The 20,209-nt window shown below is 66.9% G+C and carries 21 protein-coding genes; 14 read left to right on the forward strand and 7 right to left on the reverse strand.

The window, feature by feature from the left end; genetic code table 11:
- Positions 1-75: 75 nt before the first annotated feature.
- From A5752_RS04850 to A5752_RS04875, 6 genes are read right to left on the reverse strand one after another with little or no spacing between them, the layout of a single operon-like run.
- A complete protein-coding gene (locus tag A5752_RS04850) occupies positions 76-855 on the reverse strand; it encodes an SDR family NAD(P)-dependent oxidoreductase (RefSeq protein ID WP_067082847.1) in 780 nt (259 codons plus the stop codon).
- Positions 856-872: 17 nt separating this feature from the next.
- On the reverse strand, positions 873-2,168 hold the full coding sequence (locus A5752_RS04855) for an acyl-CoA dehydrogenase family protein (RefSeq protein ID WP_067082850.1): 1,296 nt from the start codon (positions 2,166-2,168) through the stop codon (positions 873-875).
- Positions 2,169-2,189: 21 nt separating this feature from the next.
- Entirely contained in the window at positions 2,190-2,966 is a 777-nt protein-coding gene (locus A5752_RS04860) for an enoyl-CoA hydratase/isomerase family protein (RefSeq protein ID WP_067082853.1), read from the reverse strand.
- A 1-nt stretch (position 2,967) separates the two neighbouring features.
- Complete coding sequence (locus tag A5752_RS04865; protein WP_082963752.1) at positions 2,968-4,194, reverse strand: acetyl-CoA C-acetyltransferase; 1,227 nt, start codon at positions 4,192-4,194, stop codon at positions 2,968-2,970.
- 1 nt (position 4,195) lies between these two features.
- Positions 4,196-5,371 carry an acyl-CoA dehydrogenase family protein gene (locus A5752_RS04870; RefSeq protein WP_067082856.1) on the reverse strand — a complete coding sequence of 392 codons (1,176 nt, stop codon included), beginning with the start codon at positions 5,369-5,371 and terminating at the stop codon, positions 4,196-4,198.
- Positions 5,371-6,363, reverse strand: a complete 993-nt coding sequence (locus A5752_RS04875; RefSeq protein WP_067082859.1) for an acyl-CoA dehydrogenase family protein — start codon at positions 6,361-6,363, stop codon at positions 5,371-5,373. Before A5752_RS04875 ends, A5752_RS04870 begins: the two co-directional genes overlap by 1 nt.
- Positions 6,364-6,644: 281 nt before the next feature.
- Between A5752_RS04875 and A5752_RS04880 the strand changes: the two genes are divergently transcribed.
- From A5752_RS04880 to A5752_RS04895, 4 genes are read left to right on the forward strand one after another with little or no spacing between them, the layout of a single operon-like run.
- Positions 6,645-7,739, forward strand: coding sequence for an amidohydrolase family protein (locus A5752_RS04880; protein WP_067082862.1), 1,095 nt, complete (start codon positions 6,645-6,647; stop codon positions 7,737-7,739).
- Between the two features lie 37 nt (positions 7,740-7,776).
- Positions 7,777-8,919, forward strand: a complete 1,143-nt coding sequence (locus A5752_RS04885) for an amidohydrolase family protein (protein WP_067082864.1) — start codon at positions 7,777-7,779, stop codon at positions 8,917-8,919.
- Between the two features lie 4 nt (positions 8,920-8,923).
- Positions 8,924-9,352 carry a Rieske (2Fe-2S) protein gene (locus tag A5752_RS04890; protein WP_067082866.1) on the forward strand — a complete coding sequence of 143 codons (429 nt, stop codon included), beginning with the start codon at positions 8,924-8,926 and terminating at the stop codon, positions 9,350-9,352.
- On the forward strand, positions 9,349-10,257 hold the full coding sequence (locus A5752_RS04895; RefSeq protein ID WP_067082869.1) for an alpha/beta fold hydrolase: 909 nt from the start codon (positions 9,349-9,351) through the stop codon (positions 10,255-10,257). Before A5752_RS04890 ends, A5752_RS04895 begins: the two co-directional genes overlap by 4 nt.
- Before the next feature lie 40 nt (positions 10,258-10,297).
- On the opposite strand, the gene A5752_RS04900 is transcribed toward A5752_RS04895, so the two are convergent.
- Positions 10,298-10,771, reverse strand: coding sequence for a hypothetical protein (locus A5752_RS04900; RefSeq protein WP_067082872.1), 474 nt, complete (start codon positions 10,769-10,771; stop codon positions 10,298-10,300).
- Positions 10,772-10,807: 36 nt separating this feature from the next.
- Between A5752_RS04900 and A5752_RS04905 the strand changes: the two genes are divergently transcribed.
- The 10 genes from A5752_RS04905 (at position 10,808) to A5752_RS04950 (ending at position 20,088) form a co-directional block, all read left to right on the forward strand.
- Positions 10,808-12,109, forward strand: a complete 1,302-nt coding sequence (locus A5752_RS04905) for an NADH-ubiquinone oxidoreductase-F iron-sulfur binding region domain-containing protein (RefSeq protein WP_067082875.1) — start codon at positions 10,808-10,810, stop codon at positions 12,107-12,109.
- Complete coding sequence (locus A5752_RS04910; protein ID WP_067082878.1) at positions 12,106-12,417, forward strand: ferredoxin; 312 nt, start codon at positions 12,106-12,108, stop codon at positions 12,415-12,417. The genes A5752_RS04905 and A5752_RS04910 overlap by 4 nt, the downstream gene beginning before the upstream one ends.
- Positions 12,414-14,057, forward strand: coding sequence for a thiolase C-terminal domain-containing protein (locus A5752_RS04915; RefSeq protein ID WP_067082881.1), 1,644 nt, complete (start codon positions 12,414-12,416; stop codon positions 14,055-14,057). The genes A5752_RS04910 and A5752_RS04915 overlap by 4 nt, the downstream gene beginning before the upstream one ends.
- A gap of 44 nt (positions 14,058-14,101) precedes the next feature.
- Positions 14,102-14,956 carry an alpha/beta hydrolase gene (locus A5752_RS04920; RefSeq protein WP_067082906.1) on the forward strand — a complete coding sequence of 285 codons (855 nt, stop codon included), beginning with the start codon at positions 14,102-14,104 and terminating at the stop codon, positions 14,954-14,956.
- A complete protein-coding gene (locus A5752_RS04925; RefSeq protein WP_067082884.1) occupies positions 14,956-15,774 on the forward strand; it encodes an NAD(P)-dependent oxidoreductase in 819 nt (272 codons plus the stop codon). The genes A5752_RS04920 and A5752_RS04925 overlap by 1 nt, the downstream gene beginning before the upstream one ends.
- On the forward strand, positions 15,771-16,565 hold the full coding sequence (locus tag A5752_RS04930) for an NAD(P)-dependent oxidoreductase (RefSeq protein WP_067082887.1): 795 nt from the start codon (positions 15,771-15,773) through the stop codon (positions 16,563-16,565). The genes A5752_RS04925 and A5752_RS04930 overlap by 4 nt, the downstream gene beginning before the upstream one ends.
- A 113-nt stretch (positions 16,566-16,678) precedes the next feature.
- A complete protein-coding gene (locus A5752_RS04935; protein WP_067082890.1) occupies positions 16,679-17,881 on the forward strand; it encodes a cytochrome P450 in 1,203 nt (400 codons plus the stop codon).
- Positions 17,882-17,909: 28 nt separating this feature from the next.
- Entirely contained in the window at positions 17,910-18,110 is a 201-nt protein-coding gene (locus A5752_RS04940) for a ferredoxin (protein WP_067082893.1), read from the forward strand.
- Positions 18,107-19,312 carry a cytochrome P450 gene (locus A5752_RS04945; RefSeq protein ID WP_067082896.1) on the forward strand — a complete coding sequence of 402 codons (1,206 nt, stop codon included), beginning with the start codon at positions 18,107-18,109 and terminating at the stop codon, positions 19,310-19,312. Before A5752_RS04940 ends, A5752_RS04945 begins: the two co-directional genes overlap by 4 nt.
- A complete protein-coding gene (locus A5752_RS04950; protein WP_067082899.1) occupies positions 19,312-20,088 on the forward strand; it encodes an alpha/beta fold hydrolase in 777 nt (258 codons plus the stop codon). Before A5752_RS04945 ends, A5752_RS04950 begins: the two co-directional genes overlap by 1 nt.
- Positions 20,089-20,209: the final 121 nt, after the last annotated feature.

Here is a 20,209-nt window from a genome sequence, read left to right on the forward strand (position 1 = left end):
TGCAGTCTCGTGGGCTCGGAGATGTGTATAAGAGACAGGTTTTACGTCTGCTCGCGGGGAGAAGTGACGCCCTCATCATGAGTCGCTGCCCGTCTCGGCGAGGAACGACTGCGTGTGGGCGATGCGACCGGTCAGAGCCGTCGGATCGCCGGTGCACAACCGGAGAGCCGTCTCGGTGATCAGCGAGATGTCCTCGGTGTCGGTCTTGGCCAGGTCGAGCGCATCGGCGCCCTCGGTGGCGACCGGATTGGTGGGCGCGGCGGCGTTGACGGCGATGCCGTCGTCGTAGAGTTCGGCCGCAAGGCTTTTCGTCAGCCGGTTCAAAGCCGCCTTCACCGTGCCGTAAACGCCGAAGCCGGCAGTGCGGTCGAACTCCGAGAAGGGCGGCCCGTCGGGGAGGTCGCCGCCGACCGAGGTCACGTTCAGCACCCAACCGCGCCCGCGTTCACGCATCGCCGGGATCGCCATCTGCGTGAGGTGCAGTGGCGCCATGACGTGCATCTCCATCATCAGCCGGACGCGGCGCTCGGGGAATTCGTCGAGGGGCCGCAGGAACGTCACGGCGGCGTTGTTGACCAGGATGTCGGGCGCACCGATCCTGTCGACCACCTCGGCGAACAACCGGCCGCGTTGCTCGCTGTCGGACAGATCGGCCGCCACAGCGATGGCCGACCCGCCCGCGGCTTCGATCTCCTCGAGCGTCTGATGCAGCGAGCCTTGGTATTTCGGGTCCGGCTCGAGCGTGCGCGCGGTCAGCGCGACCGTCGCGCCCTCGCGGGCCAGCCGCTGCGCGATCGCCTTTCCGAGCCCCCGGCTGCACCCGGTCACCAGGGCGATTTTTCCGTCACACGACACTGTGGGACCTCCTCGCGTCAGCCCCGCGGAATGCCCGCGAGTTTGTCGGCGAACTTGGCTTCGGCGGCTTCGCGTAGCCGCAGGAGATGTTCGGAGGGGAACACGTCCGGGGCCGGCTTGACGTCCTTGAGTAGCAACCGGGCCAGCGTCGCCTTGTGCACCTCGGTCGGGCCGTCGGCCAGCCCGAGCACGAATGATTCCGTCAGGTACTGCACGAACGGCATCTCATGGGAGGTGCCGAGCGACCCGTGCAGTTGCAGCGCCCGCGCCGAAACATCATGCAGCACCTTCTGCATCATCGCCTTGACCGCCGAGATGTCCGCACGCACCGCCTTGTAGTCGTTGTACTGGTCGATCTTCCACGCGGTCTGCAGGGTCATCAGCCGGAACGCCTCGATCTCCATCCAAGAGTCGGCGATCATCTCCTGAACCATCTGCTTGTCGGCCAGCACCGACCCCTGGGTGTAGCGCGACACCGCCCGTTCGGTGAGCATGTCGAAGATCCGCCGTACCAGGCCGACGGTGCGCATGGCGTGGTGGATCCGCCCGCCGCCGAGCCTGGTCTGGGCCACGACGAACGCGCCGCCGCGCGGTCCGAGCATGTGATCGTCGGGTACCCGCACGTTCTCGTAGCGGACATACCCCTCGCGCCCGCCGCCGATCGGTTGATAACCCAACCCGACGTCGCGTAGCACGTTGATGCCGGGGGTGTCGCCGGGCACGACGAACATCGAATAGCGTTGGTACGGCGGCGCGTCGGGGTCGGTCATCGCCATCACGATGATGAACGACGCCATCGAGGCGAACGACGAATACCACTTCTCACCGTTGATCACCCAGTGGTCGCCGTCGCGGGTGGCGGTGGTGGTGAACACCTTCGGATCCGCGCCGCCGTGGGGTTCGGTCATCGAGAAGCAGGACACGATCCGGTTGTCCAGCAGCGGTTCGAGATACCGCTGCTTGAGTTCGAGTGTCCCGTAGTGGGCGAGGATCTCGCTGTTACCGGAATCCGGTGCCTGCGAACCGAACACGATCGGCGCACATTCGGACCGGCCCAGGATCTCGTTGAGCAGCGCCAGCTTGACCTGACCGTAGCCCGGGCCCCCGAGGTGCGCGCCCAGGTGGGTGGCCCACAACCCGCGCTCCTTGACGATCTGCTGCAGCGGCGGGATCAGCGCCTGGCGCACCGGATCGTTGAGATCGTGCGACTCCTTGACGATCAGATCGATGGGTTCGCATTCGTTGCGGACGAAGTCCTCCACCCACGCCAGCTGTTCGGCCCACTCCGGGTCGGTCGAGAAATCCCAGGCCACTGTCCGTCCTTCCGTCCGCTTTCAGCTATCCGACCACTTCCGGCGGCGTTGCGCGGCCTCTTCGGTGGCGTGGCTGAGCACCTGATTGCGGTTCTCCAGCTCTATCGCGGCGTCGAGACCAGAGGCGTCGGTGTTGGTCTGCAACGCCCGCTTCGTCAACTGCACTCCCAGCGGGGACAAATCGGCGATGGTCGCCGCGATCTCGAGCGCGCGCTCGGTCAACCGCTCCGGCGCGACGACCTCGCTGACCAACCCGCGACGGTCGGCCTCCTCGGCGCTGACCGTGCGACCGGTCAACATCCAGTCCGCCGCGACGCTGGTGCCGACGATTCGCGGCAGGTGGTAGCTCATCCCCATCTCGGCGCCCGAGAGCCCGAGAAGGATCGCGGCGTTACCGAAAGTAGCGGCGGTCGAACAGATTCGGATGTCCGATGCCAGGCACAGCGCCAGCCCGGCGCCGACGCACGGCCCGTTCACGGCGGCGACTACTGGTTGCGGCAGCGCCCGAATCGCCTGCGGCAGCGCCGCCATCGCCTCCTGGAACCGCATCCGTTCGATCGCCGGCGCCGACGCGTCGATGGGCGATCCGAAGTTGCGCACATCGATGCCGGCGCAGAAACCCCGCCCCGCGCCGGTCAGCACGACGGCGTTGACCGATGTGTCAGCGGCGATCTCGCCGAGGGTGAGCGACAATTCGTCGCGCATGACCTCGTTGATCGCGTTGAGCTGCTTGGGACGGTTCAGTTGCAGGACAACGACGCCCGGGCAGACACGGTCGACGACCAACGTCTCGGTCATGTCAGACCCGCTCGATGATGGTGGCGGTGCCCATGCCGCCGCCGGTGCACATCGTGACCAGTCCGGTGGTCAGGTCGCGGCGTTCGAGCTCGTCGAGCACGGTGCCGATGAGCATCGCACCCGTCGCCCCGATCGGGTGGCCCAGCGCGATGGCGCCGCCGTTGACGTTGACGCGGTCGGGATCGAGCCCGAGGTCACGGATGGTCTTGAGCGGCACGGCCGCGAACGCCTCGTTGATCTCCCACAGATCGATGTCGGCGACCTGCATGCCGGCCTTGTCCAGGCACCGCTGGGCGGCGGGTCCCGGCGCGGTGAGCATGATGACCGGCTCGCTGCCGATCGCCGCGGCGGACCGGATCTTCGCCCGCGCGGCAACGCCGTTCGCGACGAGCCACCGTTGGGACGCGACGACGGCCGCCGCGGCGCCGTCGACCACACCGGAGGAGTTCCCCGCATGGTGGACGTGGTCGATCGCGGTCAACTCGGGATACCGGCCGAGGCAGAGCTCGTCGAACGTGGCGGACTCACCCTCGACGCGCGCCCCGCCCATCCGCTCGAACGCCGGCGGCAGCTTGGCCAGCTTCTCCATAGTCGTGCCGGGTCTCGGATGTTCGTCGGTATCGAGTGCGACCTCACCGGCGGCATCGGTGACCGCGATGACCGACCGGTCGAAGCGGCCCTCGGCGATCGCTTCGGCGGCACGCCGTTGGCTTTCGACGGCGTACGCGTCGACGTCCTCGCGGCTGAACTTCTCCAACGATGCGATCAGATCGGCCGAAATGCCCTGCGGAACAGTCGGATGTAATTCCCGGAACGCGGGATTGTCGCCGTCGATCGTCGGCACACCGACGCTGGCCGTCCACCGCGACATCGACTCGACACCGCCCGCGACCACCACGTCCTGCGCGCCCGCCGCCACTCCGGTCGCAGCGACCGTGATCGCCTGCTGGCCTGACCCGCAGAACCGGTTGAGCGTCATGCCGGGCACGGTCTCCGGCCAGCCGGCGAGCAGTACCGCAAGGCGTGCGATGTCGTCGCCGTGTTCGCCGGCGAGGATGCCGTTGCCCGCGACCACGTCGTCGACGTCGGCCGGGTCGAAACCCGTTCTGGCAGAGAGCGCTTGCAGGCACTGGGCGAACAACGCCTGCGGGTGAATCCCGTGCAGGGCGCCGTCCTGCCGGCCACGACCCCTTGGTGTGCGTACCGCGTCGACGATCCAGGCGTCCATGTCAGCGCCGCGGCAGACCGAGGACCTGCGTGGCGATGATGTTGCGCTGGATCTCCGACGTGCCACCGGCGATGGTGCCGCCGAAGCTGCGCGCATAGCGCTCGAACCAGCTCGCGAAGTAGTGGTCGAGGTTCATGTGCGCGTACGGTCCCGAGGTCGACGGGTGGATCAGCCCGTCGGCGCCGGCGGCGGCCAACGCGTTCTCCATGGCCTGACGCTCAGCTTCGGACCCGAACAGCTTGAGCACCGACACCGATGCGGTGTCCATCTCGCCGCGCGCGGCTCGCGACAACGCCGCCGAGCCCATCGCCCGCAACGCCTGGTAGTCCATGATCGTCGTGGCGTACTGGTCGCGCTCGATCTCGGTGCGGGGCCGGAAGTCGGCGATCATGTTGTCGATGCGGTCGGCGAAGCCGAGCCACATCATCGTGCGCTCATGCCCGAGCGAACCGTTCGCGACACCCCATCCCCCGTTGAGTGGGCCGACGAGGTTCTCGGCGGGTACCCGTGCGTCGGTGAAGAACACCTCGTTGAAGTCGAGGTTCTCCTCACCGGTCATGTCCGCGAACGGACGGCAGACGACGCCCGGTGTGTCGGTCGGAATGATCAGAACGCTGATGCCCTTGTGCTTGGGCGCATCGGGATCGGTGCGCACGAACGTCAGCAGGAAGTCGGCGTCGTGGGCACCGGACGTCCAGACCTTCTGGCCGTTGACGACGAAGTGGTCGCCTTCAAGCACCGCCCGTGTGCGCAGCGAGGCCAGATCGGAGCCGGCGCTCGGCTCGCTCATTCCGAGCGACGCGGTCATCTCCGCCTTCAGCACCGGCACCGCCCAGCGGTGCTTCTGCTCATCGCTGCCGAACGAAATCAGCGATGCGGCAACGATGTTGACGCCCTGAGGATTGAAGCTGTGGTAGATCCGCCGCCGGCACAGCTCGTCGAGGTGGACGAACTGCTGCAGCACGGTCGCGTTGCGGCCACCGAACTCCGGCGGTTGCGCAGGCAGCAGCCACCCGTTGTCGAACAACAGCCGCTGCCAGTCGCGCGCCCATTGCGGCATGTGTGACACCGACTTTGGCCGCTCCAGCGTCTGCGACTCGGGCGGCAGATGCTCGTCGAGGAACGCCGAGAACTCGGCACGGAACTGTTCTACGTCGGAATCGAAGGTCAGCTGCATCAGAAGGTCCTGTACTCCGCTGCGATCACGGCGCGATGCTCGGCGGCGCCGCCGAGCAGCAGCTCGCCGGCCTTGGCCCGCTTCAGCGCGAATTGAAGGTCGTTCTCCCACGTGAATCCCATGGCACCGAACAGTTGCAGCCCATGGCGGAACACGATCGCCTGTGCCTCCCCCGCCGAGGCCTTGGCCATGGCGGCCGCCAGCCGTCGGCGCGAATCGTCCTCGGCGATGGTCAGCGCGGCGAAATAGGCCAGCGCCCTGGCACGTTCGATGGCCACATGCATGTCGACGGCCTTGTGCTGCACGGCCTGGAAGGAACCGATCGCGACACCGAACTGCTGGCGTTGCTTGACGTGCTCGAGCACCAGATCCAGGATGCGCTGGCACGCGCCGACCGTGCTGATGGCCATACCCGTCAGCGCAACGTGGCGGGCGCGTTCGGCGTCGGCAGGGACCCGCACGGTGTCGGGCACGCGGACGTCGACGAACGACACCTCGGCGACGTGCAGGACCGGGTCGAAAATCGGGCTGCGCCGCGAGGTGACCTGGTCGGCGTCGACGATGAAGACGCCGGCGTCGGTGACCACGGCGAACCGCTCGGCGCGGTCACCGTCGAGGACGTGATGCGCCGTGCCGTTGAGCACCCAGCCGTCGGCGACCCGGTGGGCGGCGACACCGTCGTACACGGCGGTGCCGGCCTGCTGCGGATCGAATCGATCACCCGCCAGCGGCGCGAACTGCGTCAGCGTGGCCAGAAACGGCGTGGGGTCGGTGGCCCGGCCCAACTCCTCGAGGACGATCGCCAGTTCGACGGCGTTCTCGGCATCGGCGAGCTCGGTCCACCCGGCGTCGACGTAGGTCTTCCACAGGGGCGCCGGGTCGACCCCGTTCTCGGCGATTCCGCGAATCAGCGAGGCGGGGCACTGTTTGGTCACCGCGTCGCGCACGGTCTCCTGCCAGAGTCGCTGATCGGCGTCGAACTCCAGTAACACCAAGCCTCCCGGGCCTCGAAGATGGGCAACGCGTCGCTGCGAGAATAACATTCTCAAATCTAGGTCAAAGCGTTCTCGTGATCTGACTACCGCGTTTCGCTGTCCGCGTGTCATGCAGTTGACCAGCACACACCCTGACCTGCGCAAAAGTAAGCAGTTCGTAGAGAACTAGATTCTTGCGATTGAAGAACAACGCTTTACACTGGGATATGTTCGGCGCTCGCGCAGCGCTCTTCTGCGCCTGCCGACGGCCGGATGACATCGGAGGAACAGCCTTGGTGATGCAGATTCAGGACGGGACGCCGTCGGGTTACACGACCCCCGTCATCGATGCCAGCGTGCACATCTTCAGCAAGTCGAACAAGGACTTCCGCAGTTTCCTTCGCGAGCCGTTCAAGAGCCGCGGATTCCCCGACTACGAGATGGACTGGTACGGCGCCCCGGGCGGCGAATACGCGCCGGGAACCGACGGCGACCGCCGCTACCCCGGCTCGGACCCCGAGTTCGTCGGGCAGCAGCTGTTCGACGAGCGCGGCGTCGACGTCGCGATCCTGCATCCGATGACCCGCGGCATCATGCCGGACCGCCATCTGGGCACCGCTATCGCAGCGGCGCACAACGAGATGATGGTCACCCGCTGGCTCGAGGACAACCCGTACGCCGACCGGTTCCGCGGGACCATCCGGATCAACCCCGACGACATCCCCGGCTCGTTGCGTGAGATCGCGAAGTACGCCGACCATCCCCGGGTGGTGCAGATCGGCGTGCCGCTGCAGTCCCGCGAGTTGTACGGAAAGCCGCAGTTCTGGCCCCTGTGGGAGGCCGCCAACGAGGCGAACCTGCCTGTTGCGGTGCACATCGAGGTAGGTGCGGGGATCCAGTTCGCGCCGACGCCGTCCGGCGTGCCGAGGACGTACGAGAACTACGTCAGCTTCATGGCGCTGAACTACCTGTATCACCTGATGAACCTCATCGTCGAAGGGGTATTCGAACGGATGCCCACGCTGAAGTTCGTCTGGTCCGACGGTGCGGCCGACCTGCTGACCCCGTTCATCTGGCGGATGGACTGCTTCGGGCGCCCGCATCTGGAGCAGACGCCGTGGGCACCGCGGATGCCCAGCGACTATCTGCCCGGTCACACGTACTTCGTGCAAGGTGCGATGGATGGGCCCGGCGATGTGGACTACGCCGGTGAATGGTTGAGCTTCACCGGCAAAGACGACATGGTGATGTACGGGTCGAGTTATCCGCACTGGCAGCTCAACGATCTGAAAGTGCCCGCCGCGTACAACGACGAGCAGCGCGAGAAACTGTGCTGGCGCAATGCCGCCGACCTCTACGGCATCGACGTCGGGGCCGGGGTCGGCGCACAGTGATCATGGCCGGCAAGCTTTCGAAAGGCAGGAGACCACGATGACGGTGACAGTGACAGAGCGGAAGCCGGCGGCCGAGCGCGTCGCGGTGCGCTGCGTCGACTCCGACGTCCATCCGACGCCCCGAGCCGGCGAGTTGACGCCATACATCCCGGAGCCGTGGCGCAGCAAGTACTTCCTGACCCGGCGAATCGGCGACCAGATCTACTACGACGCGCCGGACTACGCGCACGCCTACGCCATGCGGGTCGATACGTTCCCGTCGGACGGCAACTTCGCGGGCAGTGATCCGGATCTGGCGTTCAAGCAGCTGATCATGGAGGCGGGCGCCGACATCGCCATCCTCGAGCCCGCCGCGTATCCGGCCCGCTTCCCCGAGGTCAACCACGCGATGAGCGTCGCGCTCAACGACTGGCAGGCCAACCACTGGCTGGACAGCAAGAACAACTGGCACGAGCGGTGGCGCGGATCGATCTGCGTGGCCATCGAGGCGCCGGAGGATTCGGCTCGCGAGATCGAGCGCTGGGCGGGCCACCCCTACATGGGCCAGATCCTGATCAAGGCCGAGCCCCGCCCGGCCTGGGGCGACCCGAAGTACAACCCGATCTGGGAGGCGGCGACCAAGAACGACATCACGGTCAGCTGTCACCTGTCGCGAAGCCACCACGAGGAACTGCCGATCCCGCCGGTCGGATTCCCCAGCTACAACCACGATTTCATGGTCACCTACTCGCTGCTGGCGGCGAACCAGGTGATGAGCATGATCTTCGACGGCCTCTTCGACCGGTTCCCGACATTGCGAATCGTGTTGGTGGAGCACGCTTTCACATGGATCCTGCCGTTGATGTGGCGGATGGACGCCATCTACGAGGCCCGCAAGTCGTGGGTGGACATCAAGCGCAAACCGTCCGAGTACGTCAAGGACCACATCAAGTTCACCACCCAGCCGTTGGATTACCCCGAGGACAAGACGGAGCTCTCGCGTGCGTTCGAGTGGATGGAGTGCGAGAAGATCCTGCTGTACTCGTCGGACTACCCGCACTGGACGTTCGACGACCCGCGCTGGCTGGTCAAGCATCTGCCCGAGCACGCCCGCGAAGCGGTGATGTTCAAGAACGGCATCGCGACCTACCACCTTCCCGACACGGTTCCGGCCCTCGAGGGCCAGGTGCGGGTGTTCTGAGTAGATGAGCACGGAGAGCACGAGCGAAGCGAGCAGAGAAATAACCGAAGAGCAGAAGACGCCCCGCCTGGCCCAGGGGCGTGAACACGTGGTGGCCACGGTCGACGAAATCCCGCCGGGCAAGCACAAACTCGTGCCGATCGGACGCCACGGCGTCGGGGTGTACAACGTCAACGGCACGTTCTACGCGATCGCCAACTACTGCCCGCACGAGGGTGGGCCTCTGTGCTCCGGGCGGGCCCGCGGTCGCACGATCGTCGACGAAAGCGTCCCCGGTGACTCGGTGATGGTTCGCGATATGGAGTACATCTACTGCCCGTGGCACCAGTGGGGTTTCGAACTGGCCACCGGCACGACGGCGGTCAAGCCGGAGTGGTCGATCCGGACCTACCCCGTACGGGTGGTCGGCAACGAGGTGTTGGTGCAGGCATGAGCGCGCCGGAGAAGCTCGGCCCCAAGCTCAAGCGGGGCGAGAAGACGATGGAGATCAACGGCGGCAACGTCGTCTACGAGATCCTTGGCAAGGAAGGCGATTTCATCGCGTTGACGCCGGGCGGGCGGTTCAGCAAGGACATCGACGGCCTTCGACCGCTGGCACAGGAACTCGTCAAGGGCGGATACCGGGTCCTGCTGTGGGACCGGCCGAACTGCGGCAAGTCCGACGTGCAGTTCTACGGCCAGAGCGAATCGCATATGCGCGCCGAGACGCTGCACGCGTTGATCACCGGACTCGACATCGGTCCGTGCATCATCGCCGGCGGATCCGGTGGGGCCCGCGACTCGATGCTGACCACCATGCTGTACCCGGAGATCGCGCGAAAGCTGGTGGTGTGGAACATCGTCGGCGGCGTGTACGGCTCATTCGTGCTGGGCTCGTACTACATCGTGCCCAGCATCCTGGCCGTGCGCGGTGCGGGGATGAAGGCGGTCGCCGCGGTCGACGAATGGAAGCAGCGCATCGAGGAGAACCCCGCCAACCGCGAACGGATCCTCAGCCAGGACCCCGACGCGTTCCTCAAGCTGATGCTGCGTTGGCTCAACGCGTTCGTGCCGAAACCCGGCCAGACCATCCCCGGTGTCGAGGACGAGATGTTCGACAACATCAAGGTCCCGACGCTGATCATCCGCGGTGGTGAGAACGATCTGGACCACCCGAAGCGAACCTCGCTGGAGGTCAGCTGCCTGATCAAGGGTTCGCAACTGATCGATCCACCCTGGCCCGAGGACGCGTGGGAGCGCGCCGGCGAGGCACGCGCTTCCGGGAAGATCAAGCGGTTCAACATGTTCGATACGTGGGTGCAGGCCGCGCCCGCGATCCTGAAGTTCCTGGACAGTTGATGGACGGCTCCCCGGCGATCGCGTGGTCCCTCGCTCCGGCTCAGGTGATGCGGATGTGGACCTCGCAGTTGAGCGAGGCCTCCAGCGCGGTGTGGACCCGGCTCTCGGGCACGCGTTCGAGGTCGGCTCTGCGCAGCGTCACGTACACCACGTCCCAGCCGTCGCCGCCGGATTTGCGTTCGATCTCGCCGGTGAGCCCGAGCCCGGCCAGCACGCCGTGGGCGTCGTCGTCGGTGCCGCGGCTGATGAACGTCACCACTCCGGGCACGGGCGTGGTACCGAATGCGTTCCCGCACAGCTCAATCGCGACGCGACGGAGTTCGTCGGGATCGTCCCCGGCGATCAACAACTCGACTTCGCGGCGTTGCGCCGGCATCGCGGGCAGGTTGTTGGCCACCACCTCGATCCCGTGGGTGGCCGCAGACTCGCGGAGCCGAGCCATGCCGTCCTCGAGCTGGGCAGGCGCGAGCTCGCCCGCCTTGTCGACACCGACGCGCACGACCGCAGTCCTCATGTCCGTCAGCCTATCCGCGGGCCGGAAGGACCAGCCATGACCTCTACCGCCACCGAACTCGCCGTGACCGCCTGGCCGGATTGCGCACCGCGGCTGTTACGCCCGTCGGAGGCCGGCATCGAGGACTGTGCCGAGTACACCCGCACGGGCGGCTACCGCCCGTTGATCGACGCCGATGCGCTGCTGGAACAGGTCGACCTGTCGGGTCTGCTGGGCCGTGGCGGCGCCGCGTTCCCGATCGGCACCAAGCTGCGCACCGTGCACAACGCCAACCGGCGCGGCTCGGAAACCGTCGTCGTGGCCAACGGCGAGGAGGGTGAACCCGCCTCGGTCAAGGATCGTTGGCTGCTGCGCAACCGGCCCCATCTCGTGCTCGACGGTCTGCGCCTGGCGACGGCTGTCGCCGGTGCCCGACGGGCTTACGTCTACGTCTCCGACGACCAGGCGGCGACCGCTGTCAGCGCAGCGTTGAGCGAGGTACCCGCGGAGACCTTCGGCGGCACCGAGATCACCCTCGTCACAGTCGAACCCGGCTACGTCGCGGGCGAGGAGACCGCCGCGGTCCGGCGCATCAACGGCGGCCCCGCCAAACCCACCGACAAACCCCCGCGGCCCTTCGAGGAGGGCGTCGACGGGCTGCCGACGATGGTCAGCAACGTCGAGACGCTGGCCAACCTGCCCTACATCCACGAACACGGCGCCGAGAAGTTCCGGTCGGTCGGCACGCCGATGTCGCCCGGAACGTTCCTGGCGACCATCACCGGCGGCGGCCGTCCTGCGGCGCTGTACGAAATTCGGCATGGCGCAGCATTTTCCGACCTCCTTGCGGTACATGGGCTGCCCAAGGAGGCGGTGACGGGCGTCTTGATGGGCGGCTACTTCGCGGGGCTGGTCAACACCGACATCCTCGATGCGACGCTCGATCACGAGTCGGTCCGACGGCTCGGCAGCGGTCTCGGGTGTGGGGCGATCTCGATCCTCAGCGACGACTGCCCCGTCGCGGTGGCCGCGGCGGTGATGTCGTACTTCGACCGGGAGAACGCCGGCCAGTGCGGGTCCTGCTTCAACGGCACGGCCGCGATGGCCGCGGTGACCTCGGCGCTGCGCGACGGTGTGGCCACCCAGGAGGACGTCACCCGGCTCGAACGCTGGTCGGTGGTGCTTCGCGGTCGCGGCGCCTGCGGCACCCTCGATGGCGCCACCAACGTCGCGGCGAGCCTGCTGCGGCAATTCCCCCAGGTGGTGGCTCGCCACCTCGCCAACGACTGCGCGGCCTGTAGCACCGGCGCGTTCGCCGCCGTGCGACCTTACGAAGTGGAGGCAGTGGCTCGATCATGAGTGACGGCTTGCGAATCCGGCTCGACCGGACGCTGTGTGACGGCTTCGGGATCTGCGCCAAACACGCCCCCGAGTACTTCTCGCTCGACGACTGGGGTTACGCGTCCCTGATCGGCGATGGAACGGTCCCCGAGAAGGACAGGGACGCGGTGATGCGCGCGCTGCTGGACTGCCCGGTGCACGCGATCATCTACATGGGCGAACACCGGCCGTCCGGCGACAACGCCGTGCACCAGGAGGCGCATGAGGTACCCGAGCCCGATCCCAATACGGATGGCAGCGAGGCGATCTCGGGATTCGTGCGGTGACCAGACCACTACCTGAGCTGACGGTACTCAACGAGTTCTTCTGGACCGCCGGCGCCGACGGCGTGCTGCGGATCCAGGAATGTCGGGACTGTGAATCGCTGATCCACCCGCCGCAACCGGTGTGCCGCTATTGCCGGGGACGCAACATGGGCATCCGTGACGTCTCCGGTAAGGCGACGCTGTCGGCGTTCACCGTCAACCACCGGTTCGGCTTTCCGGACCTGCCGCCGCCCTATGTGGTGGCACAGGTGGCAATAGTGGAGGATCCGCGAGTTCGGTTGACCACCAACATCGTTGACTGCGACCCCGACGACCTGAAGCTCGGCCAGCTCGTCGAGGTCAGCTTTCAGCAGATCGACGACGTCTGGCTGCCGGTCTTCAAACCCGGCACCGACGGGCAAAGCGGTCCGGTGGCCGAAGACGAGATCGCGCCGCAGGACTTCGGTCGTCACGTGAGTCAACCGCTGACCCGTCAGCGGTTCGAGGAGCAGTCGGCGATCACCGGCATCGGGGCCTCGCGGCTGGGCCGCCGGCTGATGGTGCCGCCGCTGTCGCTGACGATCGAAGCGTGCGAAGCCGCCGTCGCCGATGCGGGATTGACGTTCGACGACATCGACGGGCTGTCGACCTACCCCGGGTTGGACATCGCGGGCATGGGCGAAGGCGGCGTGGCCGCACTCGAGGGTGCCCTCGGCCTCAGGCCTGCGTGGATCAACGGCGGCATGGACACGTTCGGCCCCGGCGGCTCCGTCATCGCCGCGATGATGGCCGTCGCCACCGGTATGGCCCGTCACGTGCTGTGCTTCCGCACGTTGTGGGAGGCGACGTTCCAGCAGCTGATGAAGGAAGGCAAGGCATCACCGCCGGGTGGCGCCCGAACGTCGAGCTGGCAGATGCCCTTCGGCGCGATGTCGGCAGCGCACACGCTGGCGCTGAACGCTCAGCGCCACTTCGAGCGCTACGGCACGACGCGTGAGACGCTCGGCTGGATCGCGCTGAACCAGCGGGCGAACGCGGCGCTGAACCCCACCGCCATCTACCGCGATCCCATGACGATGGACGACTACCTGAACGCGCGGATGATCACCACGCCGTTCGGCCTGTACGACTGCGACGTCCCATGCGACGGCGCCGTCGCGGTCATCGTCTCCGCAGTCGAGACCGCCAAAGACATGCCGCACAAGCCGGTGTTGTTTGAGGCCGTCGGCACGCAGATCGTCGAACGCACCGACTGGGACCAGAGCACGCTGACCCACGAACCCCAGGTGCTCGGTCAGGCGGCACACCTGTGGACCCGAACGTCGTTGCGACCCAAGGATGTCGACGTCGCCGAGTTGTACGACGGTTTCTCGTTCAACTGCCTGTCGTGGTTGGAGGCCCTCGGGTTCTGCGGGATCGGCGAGGCCAAGGACTTCCTCGACGGCGGCAAGGCCATCGCCCGCGATGGGGTGATTCCGCTGAACACCCACGGCGGTCAGCTGTCGCATGGCCGCACGCACGGAATGGGTCTGATCCACGAGGCGGTCAGCCAGTTGCGCGGCGACGCGGGCGAGCGGCAGGTCAAAGAGGCCAAGGTCGCGGTGGTCAGCAGCGGCGGCCTCACCCCGAGCGGGGCCATTCTGATGCGGACGGACGGGTGAGCACCGCCGCGCGACCCCGCGTCGTCCTCGTCGACGGCGTTCCCATGTCGGGCCTGATCGCCGAGGCCGACGACCCGACGGCCGTCGTCGTCGCGTTTCACGGCGGGGCCAGCACGGCAGCGTATTTCGACTGCCCGGGCCATCCCCAGCTGTCGTTGTTGCGCACGGGCCCGAGCCGAGGGATCACCGTGGTGGCGTTGGATCGCCCCGGGTACGGCAGTTCGGCGCCGTATCCGGATGCGATGCACGAGCCCGACCAGCGGGTCGCGCTCGCCTTCGGGGCCGTCGACAAGGTGCTCGGTCAAAGTCCCCGTGGCGCAGGGCTGTTCTTGCTCGGCCACTCCGCGGGCTGCGAGCTTGCAGTGCGCATGGCCGCTAGTGACCGGGCCGCAGACGCGCGCGTGCTCGGTCTCGGCCTCGCAGGCACCGGTCTGCGGTACGCGGACGCCGCCGCCGAGATCCTCAAGACGACGACCGCCACCCGCCGGCCGGTAGGACTGCGCGAACTGCTGTGGGAACCCGCGGATGCGTATCCGCCCGAGGTGCTCTCCGGCATCACGAACTCGTCGACGGGCGCGCCGTACGAGTCGGACGTGACGAAAAACTGGCCGCGGCGGGACTTCCCGGCGCTGGCGGCCCGGGTCGAGGTGCCGGTGCAGTTCACCGTCGCCGAACACGAGCGGGTGTGGCGAACCGACCCCGAGGCGCTGGCCGACGTCGCGGCGGCGTTCACCGCGTCACCCCGCTTCGTACTCAACGAACAGGCCGGCGCCGGTCACAACCTGTCGCTGTCGTTCGCGGCCGCGGAGTACCACGGCCGCGTGCTGTCGTTCGCCGCGGAATGCGTCGAAATTCAGGAGGCCGACGGAAAGGCCGAGCAGAAAGTGGAGGCGGATTGATGCGCGTCGGATTCATCGGACTGGGCAGCCAGGGCGGGCCGATGGCCCGCCGGATCGTCGAGGGCGGTTTCGAGACCACACTGTGGGCTCGACGGACGGCCAGCCTCGAACCGTACGCAGGCACGGCCGCCAAGACCGCGGGCACGCCCGCGGAGTTGGCCGCGGCCAGCGACCTGGTCTGCCTCTGTGTGGTCGGCGACGACGACGTGCGCGAGGTGCTCAACGGTGAGTCCGGTGTGCTCGCCGGCCTGACCTCCGGCGGCGTCATCGCCATTCACAGCACCGTGCACCCCGACACGTGCAAGGAGATCGCCGAAGTCGCTGCCAAACAGGGCGTTTCGGTCATCGATGCACCGGTCAGCGGTGGCGGGCCCGCCGTCGAGGAAGGCAAGCTGCTGGTGATGGTGGGCGGTGAGGAGGACGTCGTCGAACGCTGCCGCCCGGTGTTCGCGACCTACGCCGATCCGATCGTGCATCTCGGCCCGCTGGGCAGCGGGCAGGTCACCAAGATCCTCAACAACCTGCTGTTCACCGCCAACCTGGGCAGTGCACTGAGCACACTCGATCTCGGTGAGTCGCTGGGCATTCCGCGTGTGCGCCTGGCCGAGGTGCTCAACGGCGGATCGGCCACCAGCAAGGCGCTGGGCAGCATTGCGGTGTTCGGCGGCACGGTCGAGGGACTCGCACCGATCGCAGGCGCGTTGCTGCAGAAGGACGTTCGGCATGCGGCCAGCATCGCGGCCACCGCGTCGGTGCTGGAGGGTTCGGTGTTCACGGTGGCCGATACGGCGCTGGAGAACATGGATCATCCGCGGTGACGCGAGTCGGCTTTGTCGGGGCGGGGCGCATGGGCGCACCGATGGTGCGCCGCCTCGTGGAGTCCGGGCACGAGGTGCGCGCGCTCGGCAGAACCGACGACAAGAGCGCAGCGATCCGTGACATCGGCGCAGAACCCGTCGCCCGCGTGACCGAGGTCGCCGACGGTGCCGACATCGTCGTCGTCTGTGTGTTCACCGACGAACAGGTTCGGCAGGTGTGCCTGACCGACGGTTTGGCGGCGGCCATTCGCCCCGGGGGCGCGCTGCTGATCCATACGACCGGCAGCCCGGCCACCGCGCGCATGCTGGCGGCCGATTTCCCGGACATCGATGTGGTCGACGCGCCGGTCAGCGGTGGCCCGCACAACATCGCGGCCGGTGAGGTGACGCTGTTCGTCGGCGGCACCGACGAGGCGGTCGACAAGGTGCGTCCGGTGTTGGCAAGTTACGGCGACCCGATCCTGCACGTCGGCGCACTCGGCGCGGGCCAGGCCGTCAAGCTGGTCAACAACAGCCTGTTCGCCGCCCAGATCGGGCTGCTGCAGGTCGCCGTGGACCTCGGCGCCCGGCTCGGCGTTGCCGAGGGCGACCTGCTCAAGTCGCTCACCCACGGCAGCGGATCCAGCCGGGTCGGTGAGTTCATCGCCGGGCGCGGCTCGGTCAGAGGGTTCGTCACCGACGTCGGCGAGTTCATCGGCAAGGACGTCGCCGTTGTGCGACAGACCGCGAGTGAACTGGGCAGCGACCTCGGCCTGCTGGACGAGGTCATCAATGCAGGAATCCGGCCATAAACAGCGGCGATTCCCCTTACCAGGAGGCATCCGGTGAGGCATACTAGAGGCGTTACATTATTGCGCCCTCGCGTAACGGAAGCGGTCGTCAGCCCGCCGCGAAAGAGGAGACCATGACCAAGCCCAAGCTCGTGTTCGACCCCGTGTCGCAGGAGTTCTTCGACAACCCGTACGAGATTTACCAACGGATGCGGGACGAAGCGCCGATCTACTACGACGAGGAAGAAGACTTCTACGCGCTGACCCGGCACGCCGACGTCGCCGCGGCGCTCAAGGACCACGAGTCGTTCTCCTCGTCTCGCGGATGCGACCTGGCCATGGTCCGCAGCGAAGAGGGCCCGCACAAGTCGATCATCTTCATGGATCCGCCCGAGCACCGCCACATGCGCAGCCTGCTCAACAAGGCGTTCACGCCGCGGGCCATCCAGTCGCAGCGCGAGACCATCACCGAACTCGTCGAGCAGTACCTCGCACAGGTCAATCCCGACAAATTCGATGTCGTACAGGATTTCTCGGGTCCGTTCCCGGTCGAGGTGATCACCCGGATGGCCGGGGTGCCTGAGGAGTTCCGTCAACAGGTCCGGCGCTGGATCGACAAGGGTCTCGAGCGCAAACCCGGCCAGCTGGAGCTCTCCGAAGAGAACATGCAGGCCAATATCGACTCGGGCGTGTACTACTACGGGCTGGTGCAGGAGCGGCGGCAGAACCCGCAGGAGGACATGATCGGCCGCCTGATCGCCGCGGAGATCCCCGGCGAGAACGGTGAGATGCGCAAACTCGACGATCTGGAGATCACCGGGTTCCTCGCACTGCTGGGCGGGGCCGGCGCCGAGACGGTCACCAAGCTCGTCGGCAGCGCGGTGGTGGAGTTCGCCCGTCATCCGGAGCAGTGGCAGATGCTGCTCGACGACCGCAGCCTCGTCCCCGCCGCCGTCGAGGAGCTGCTGCGCTACGTCGGCCCGGTGCAGTACAACGTGCGCTACACGCTCAAAGAGGCCGAGGTGCCCAGCGGCACCATCCCGGCGCACAAGCCGGTGTTCCTGATGAAGGCCGCCGCCAACCGCGACCCGCGTGCCTTTGGCAACGCCGAGACGTTCGACATCACCCGGGATCGCACGCAGTCGCCGAATCTCGGTCTCGGCTACGGCATCCACAGCTGCCTGGGCGCCGCGCTGGCCCGGCTGGAGACCACGATCGCGCTCGAGCACCTGCTCGATTTCATGCCGCGCTACGAGGTCGACTTCGACGGTCTCGAGCGTGTGCACATGCAGAACGTGGCCGGGTACCACAACGTCCCCGTGAGAGTGCTCAAGTGACCCAGCGAGAAGCGGAGGGGGATCGCATATGACGCAGAAGATCATCGTCGACTTCGGGCTCTGCGAGAGCAACGGGGTGTGCATGGGCATCATCCCCGAGGTGTTCGATCTCGACGACCAGGATTACCTGCACGTCCTGCAGGAAGAAGTGACGCCGGAGAACGAGCAGCAGGTCCGAGAAGCCGTGCGCCAGTGCCCACGTCAGGCGATCTCGATCGAAGACGCATGACGACGTCGAAAGTCGTCTTCGATCCGTTTTCGCAGGAATACTTCGACGGGCCGTGGGAGATCTACCGCCGCCTGCGGGAGGAAGCGCCGGTCTACTACAGCGAGGAGCACGACTTCTACGCGCTGTCGCGCCATGAGGACGTCGCGGCGGCGTACAAGGACTTCGCCACCTACTCCTCGGCCTACGGCCTGGATCTGTCGACGATACGGGCGGATGAACCGATCGTCGCCAAGATGATCATCCTGATGGATCCGCCCGAGCACCGCCACATGCGCAGCCTGGTGAACAAGGTGTTCACGCCCCGCGCGATCGAGGCGATGCGACCGATGGTGACCGAGACCATCGACCGCTACATCACCAAGGCCGACCCCAAGCACTTCGACGTCGTCAGCGAATTCTCGGCGTTCTTCCCGGTCGAGGTGATCACCCAAATGCTGGGTGTGCCAGAAGAACACCGGCAGCAGGTCCGCGAATGGGTGGACACGTCGCTGCATCGGGAGCCCGGTCAGGTCGACATGTCCGAAGAAGGCATGCAGGCCGTCGCCCAGGCCATGGGGTTGTACTACGAGCTTATTCAGAAGCGTCGGGCCGATCCGCGGGACGACATGTTCAGCCGCCTGATCGCCGCGGAGATCACCCGCGAGGACGGCCAGAAGGAATCGCTCGACGACTTCGAGATCGCCGGATTCGCAACGCTTCTCGGAGGGGCCGGCGCCGAGACGGTGACCAAGCTGGTGGGCAACGCGGCGGTGACCTTCGCACGCCATCCCGAGCAATGGCAGAAGCTGCTCGACGACCGCAGCAAGATCCCCGCCGCGGTGGAGGAACTGTTGCGGTACGAACCGCCGGTGCACTACAACGTGCGGCGGTCGATACGCGAGGTCACCCTGCACGGTGTGACGATCCCCGAGGGCAAGCCGGTGTTCCTGCTGCAGGCCTCCGCGCACCGCGATCCGGACGCCTTCACCGATCCCGACACGTTCGACATCGACCGCAACCGCACCGAGGCGCAGAATCTCGGCTTCGGGTACGGCATACACAGCTGTCTGGGGGCGGCGTTGGCGCGGATGGAGACGGCGGTCGCGCTGGAGCGGCTGCTCGACCTGATCCCCCACTACGAGGTGCTGTGGGACGACTGCCGCCGGGTGGCGATGCAGAACGTGGCGGGATGGTCGCACGTCCCGGTACGAGTAACCGACTGATGCGATTCGTCTTCGTGCACGGCGGTTTTCACGCCGCGTGGTGCTGGGAGCGCACGATCGACGAGTTGACAGGATTGGGCCACGAGGCTGTCGCGGTGGACCTGCCCGGTCACGGCACACGAGTCGGCGAAGAGTCGACGCTTTCCAACCGCCGCGACGCCATCGTCGCGGCGCTGCGTGCCGGCTCGGATAAGAGCGTGCTGGTCGGCCACTCCGGCGGCGGCTTCGACGCCACACTGGCCGCCGACGGCGCACCCGAACTGGTCGCTCACATCATCTATCTCGCGGCGGCGCTCCCCCGCGAAGGGCGCACCTATCCGGAAGCCATGGCGATGCGTGACGACGCCGACGAACTCGGCGACGACTTCGACGCCGATGTCGGAGAGATGTTGGGCTACTTGAAGTTCGACGACGACGGCGCGATGTGGTTCGCCGACTTCGAGGGTGCGTGGAAGTACTTCTACCACGACTGCGACGAGTCCACCGCGCGCTGGGCGTTCGACCGGCTCGGCCCCGAACGGTTCGGCGACACCACGGTGACTCCGGTGTCCGTCCCGCGGTTCTGGGATGCCGACCTCCCCCGCAGTTTCATACGCTGCCTGCAGGATCAGTCGATGCCGCGCTGGCTCGCCGACACGGTGACGCGTCGCCTCGGCGTCGAGCAGCTGACCATCGACACGTCGCACTCGCCGTTTCTGTCCCGGCCGCGCGAGTTGGCCGAACTACTGGTGCATGCCACCGCGACGAAGCCGACCGGCCCCCTGCGCCCGCACTAGTCCCCTTTTTTCGCGAGCAGACGTAAAACTGCCCGAAATTCGCGGGCGGTTTCTAGTGCTCTAAGCAACAGCTGTCGGTGTGGACGGGTTGGAGAGTAGTTCGTCGAGTGCTTCGGCGGGG

The organism is Mycobacterium sp. 852002-51961_SCH5331710, assembly GCF_001665535.1.
In the GTDB taxonomy this organism is placed as follows: Bacteria; Actinomycetota; Actinomycetes; order Mycobacteriales; family Mycobacteriaceae; genus Mycobacterium.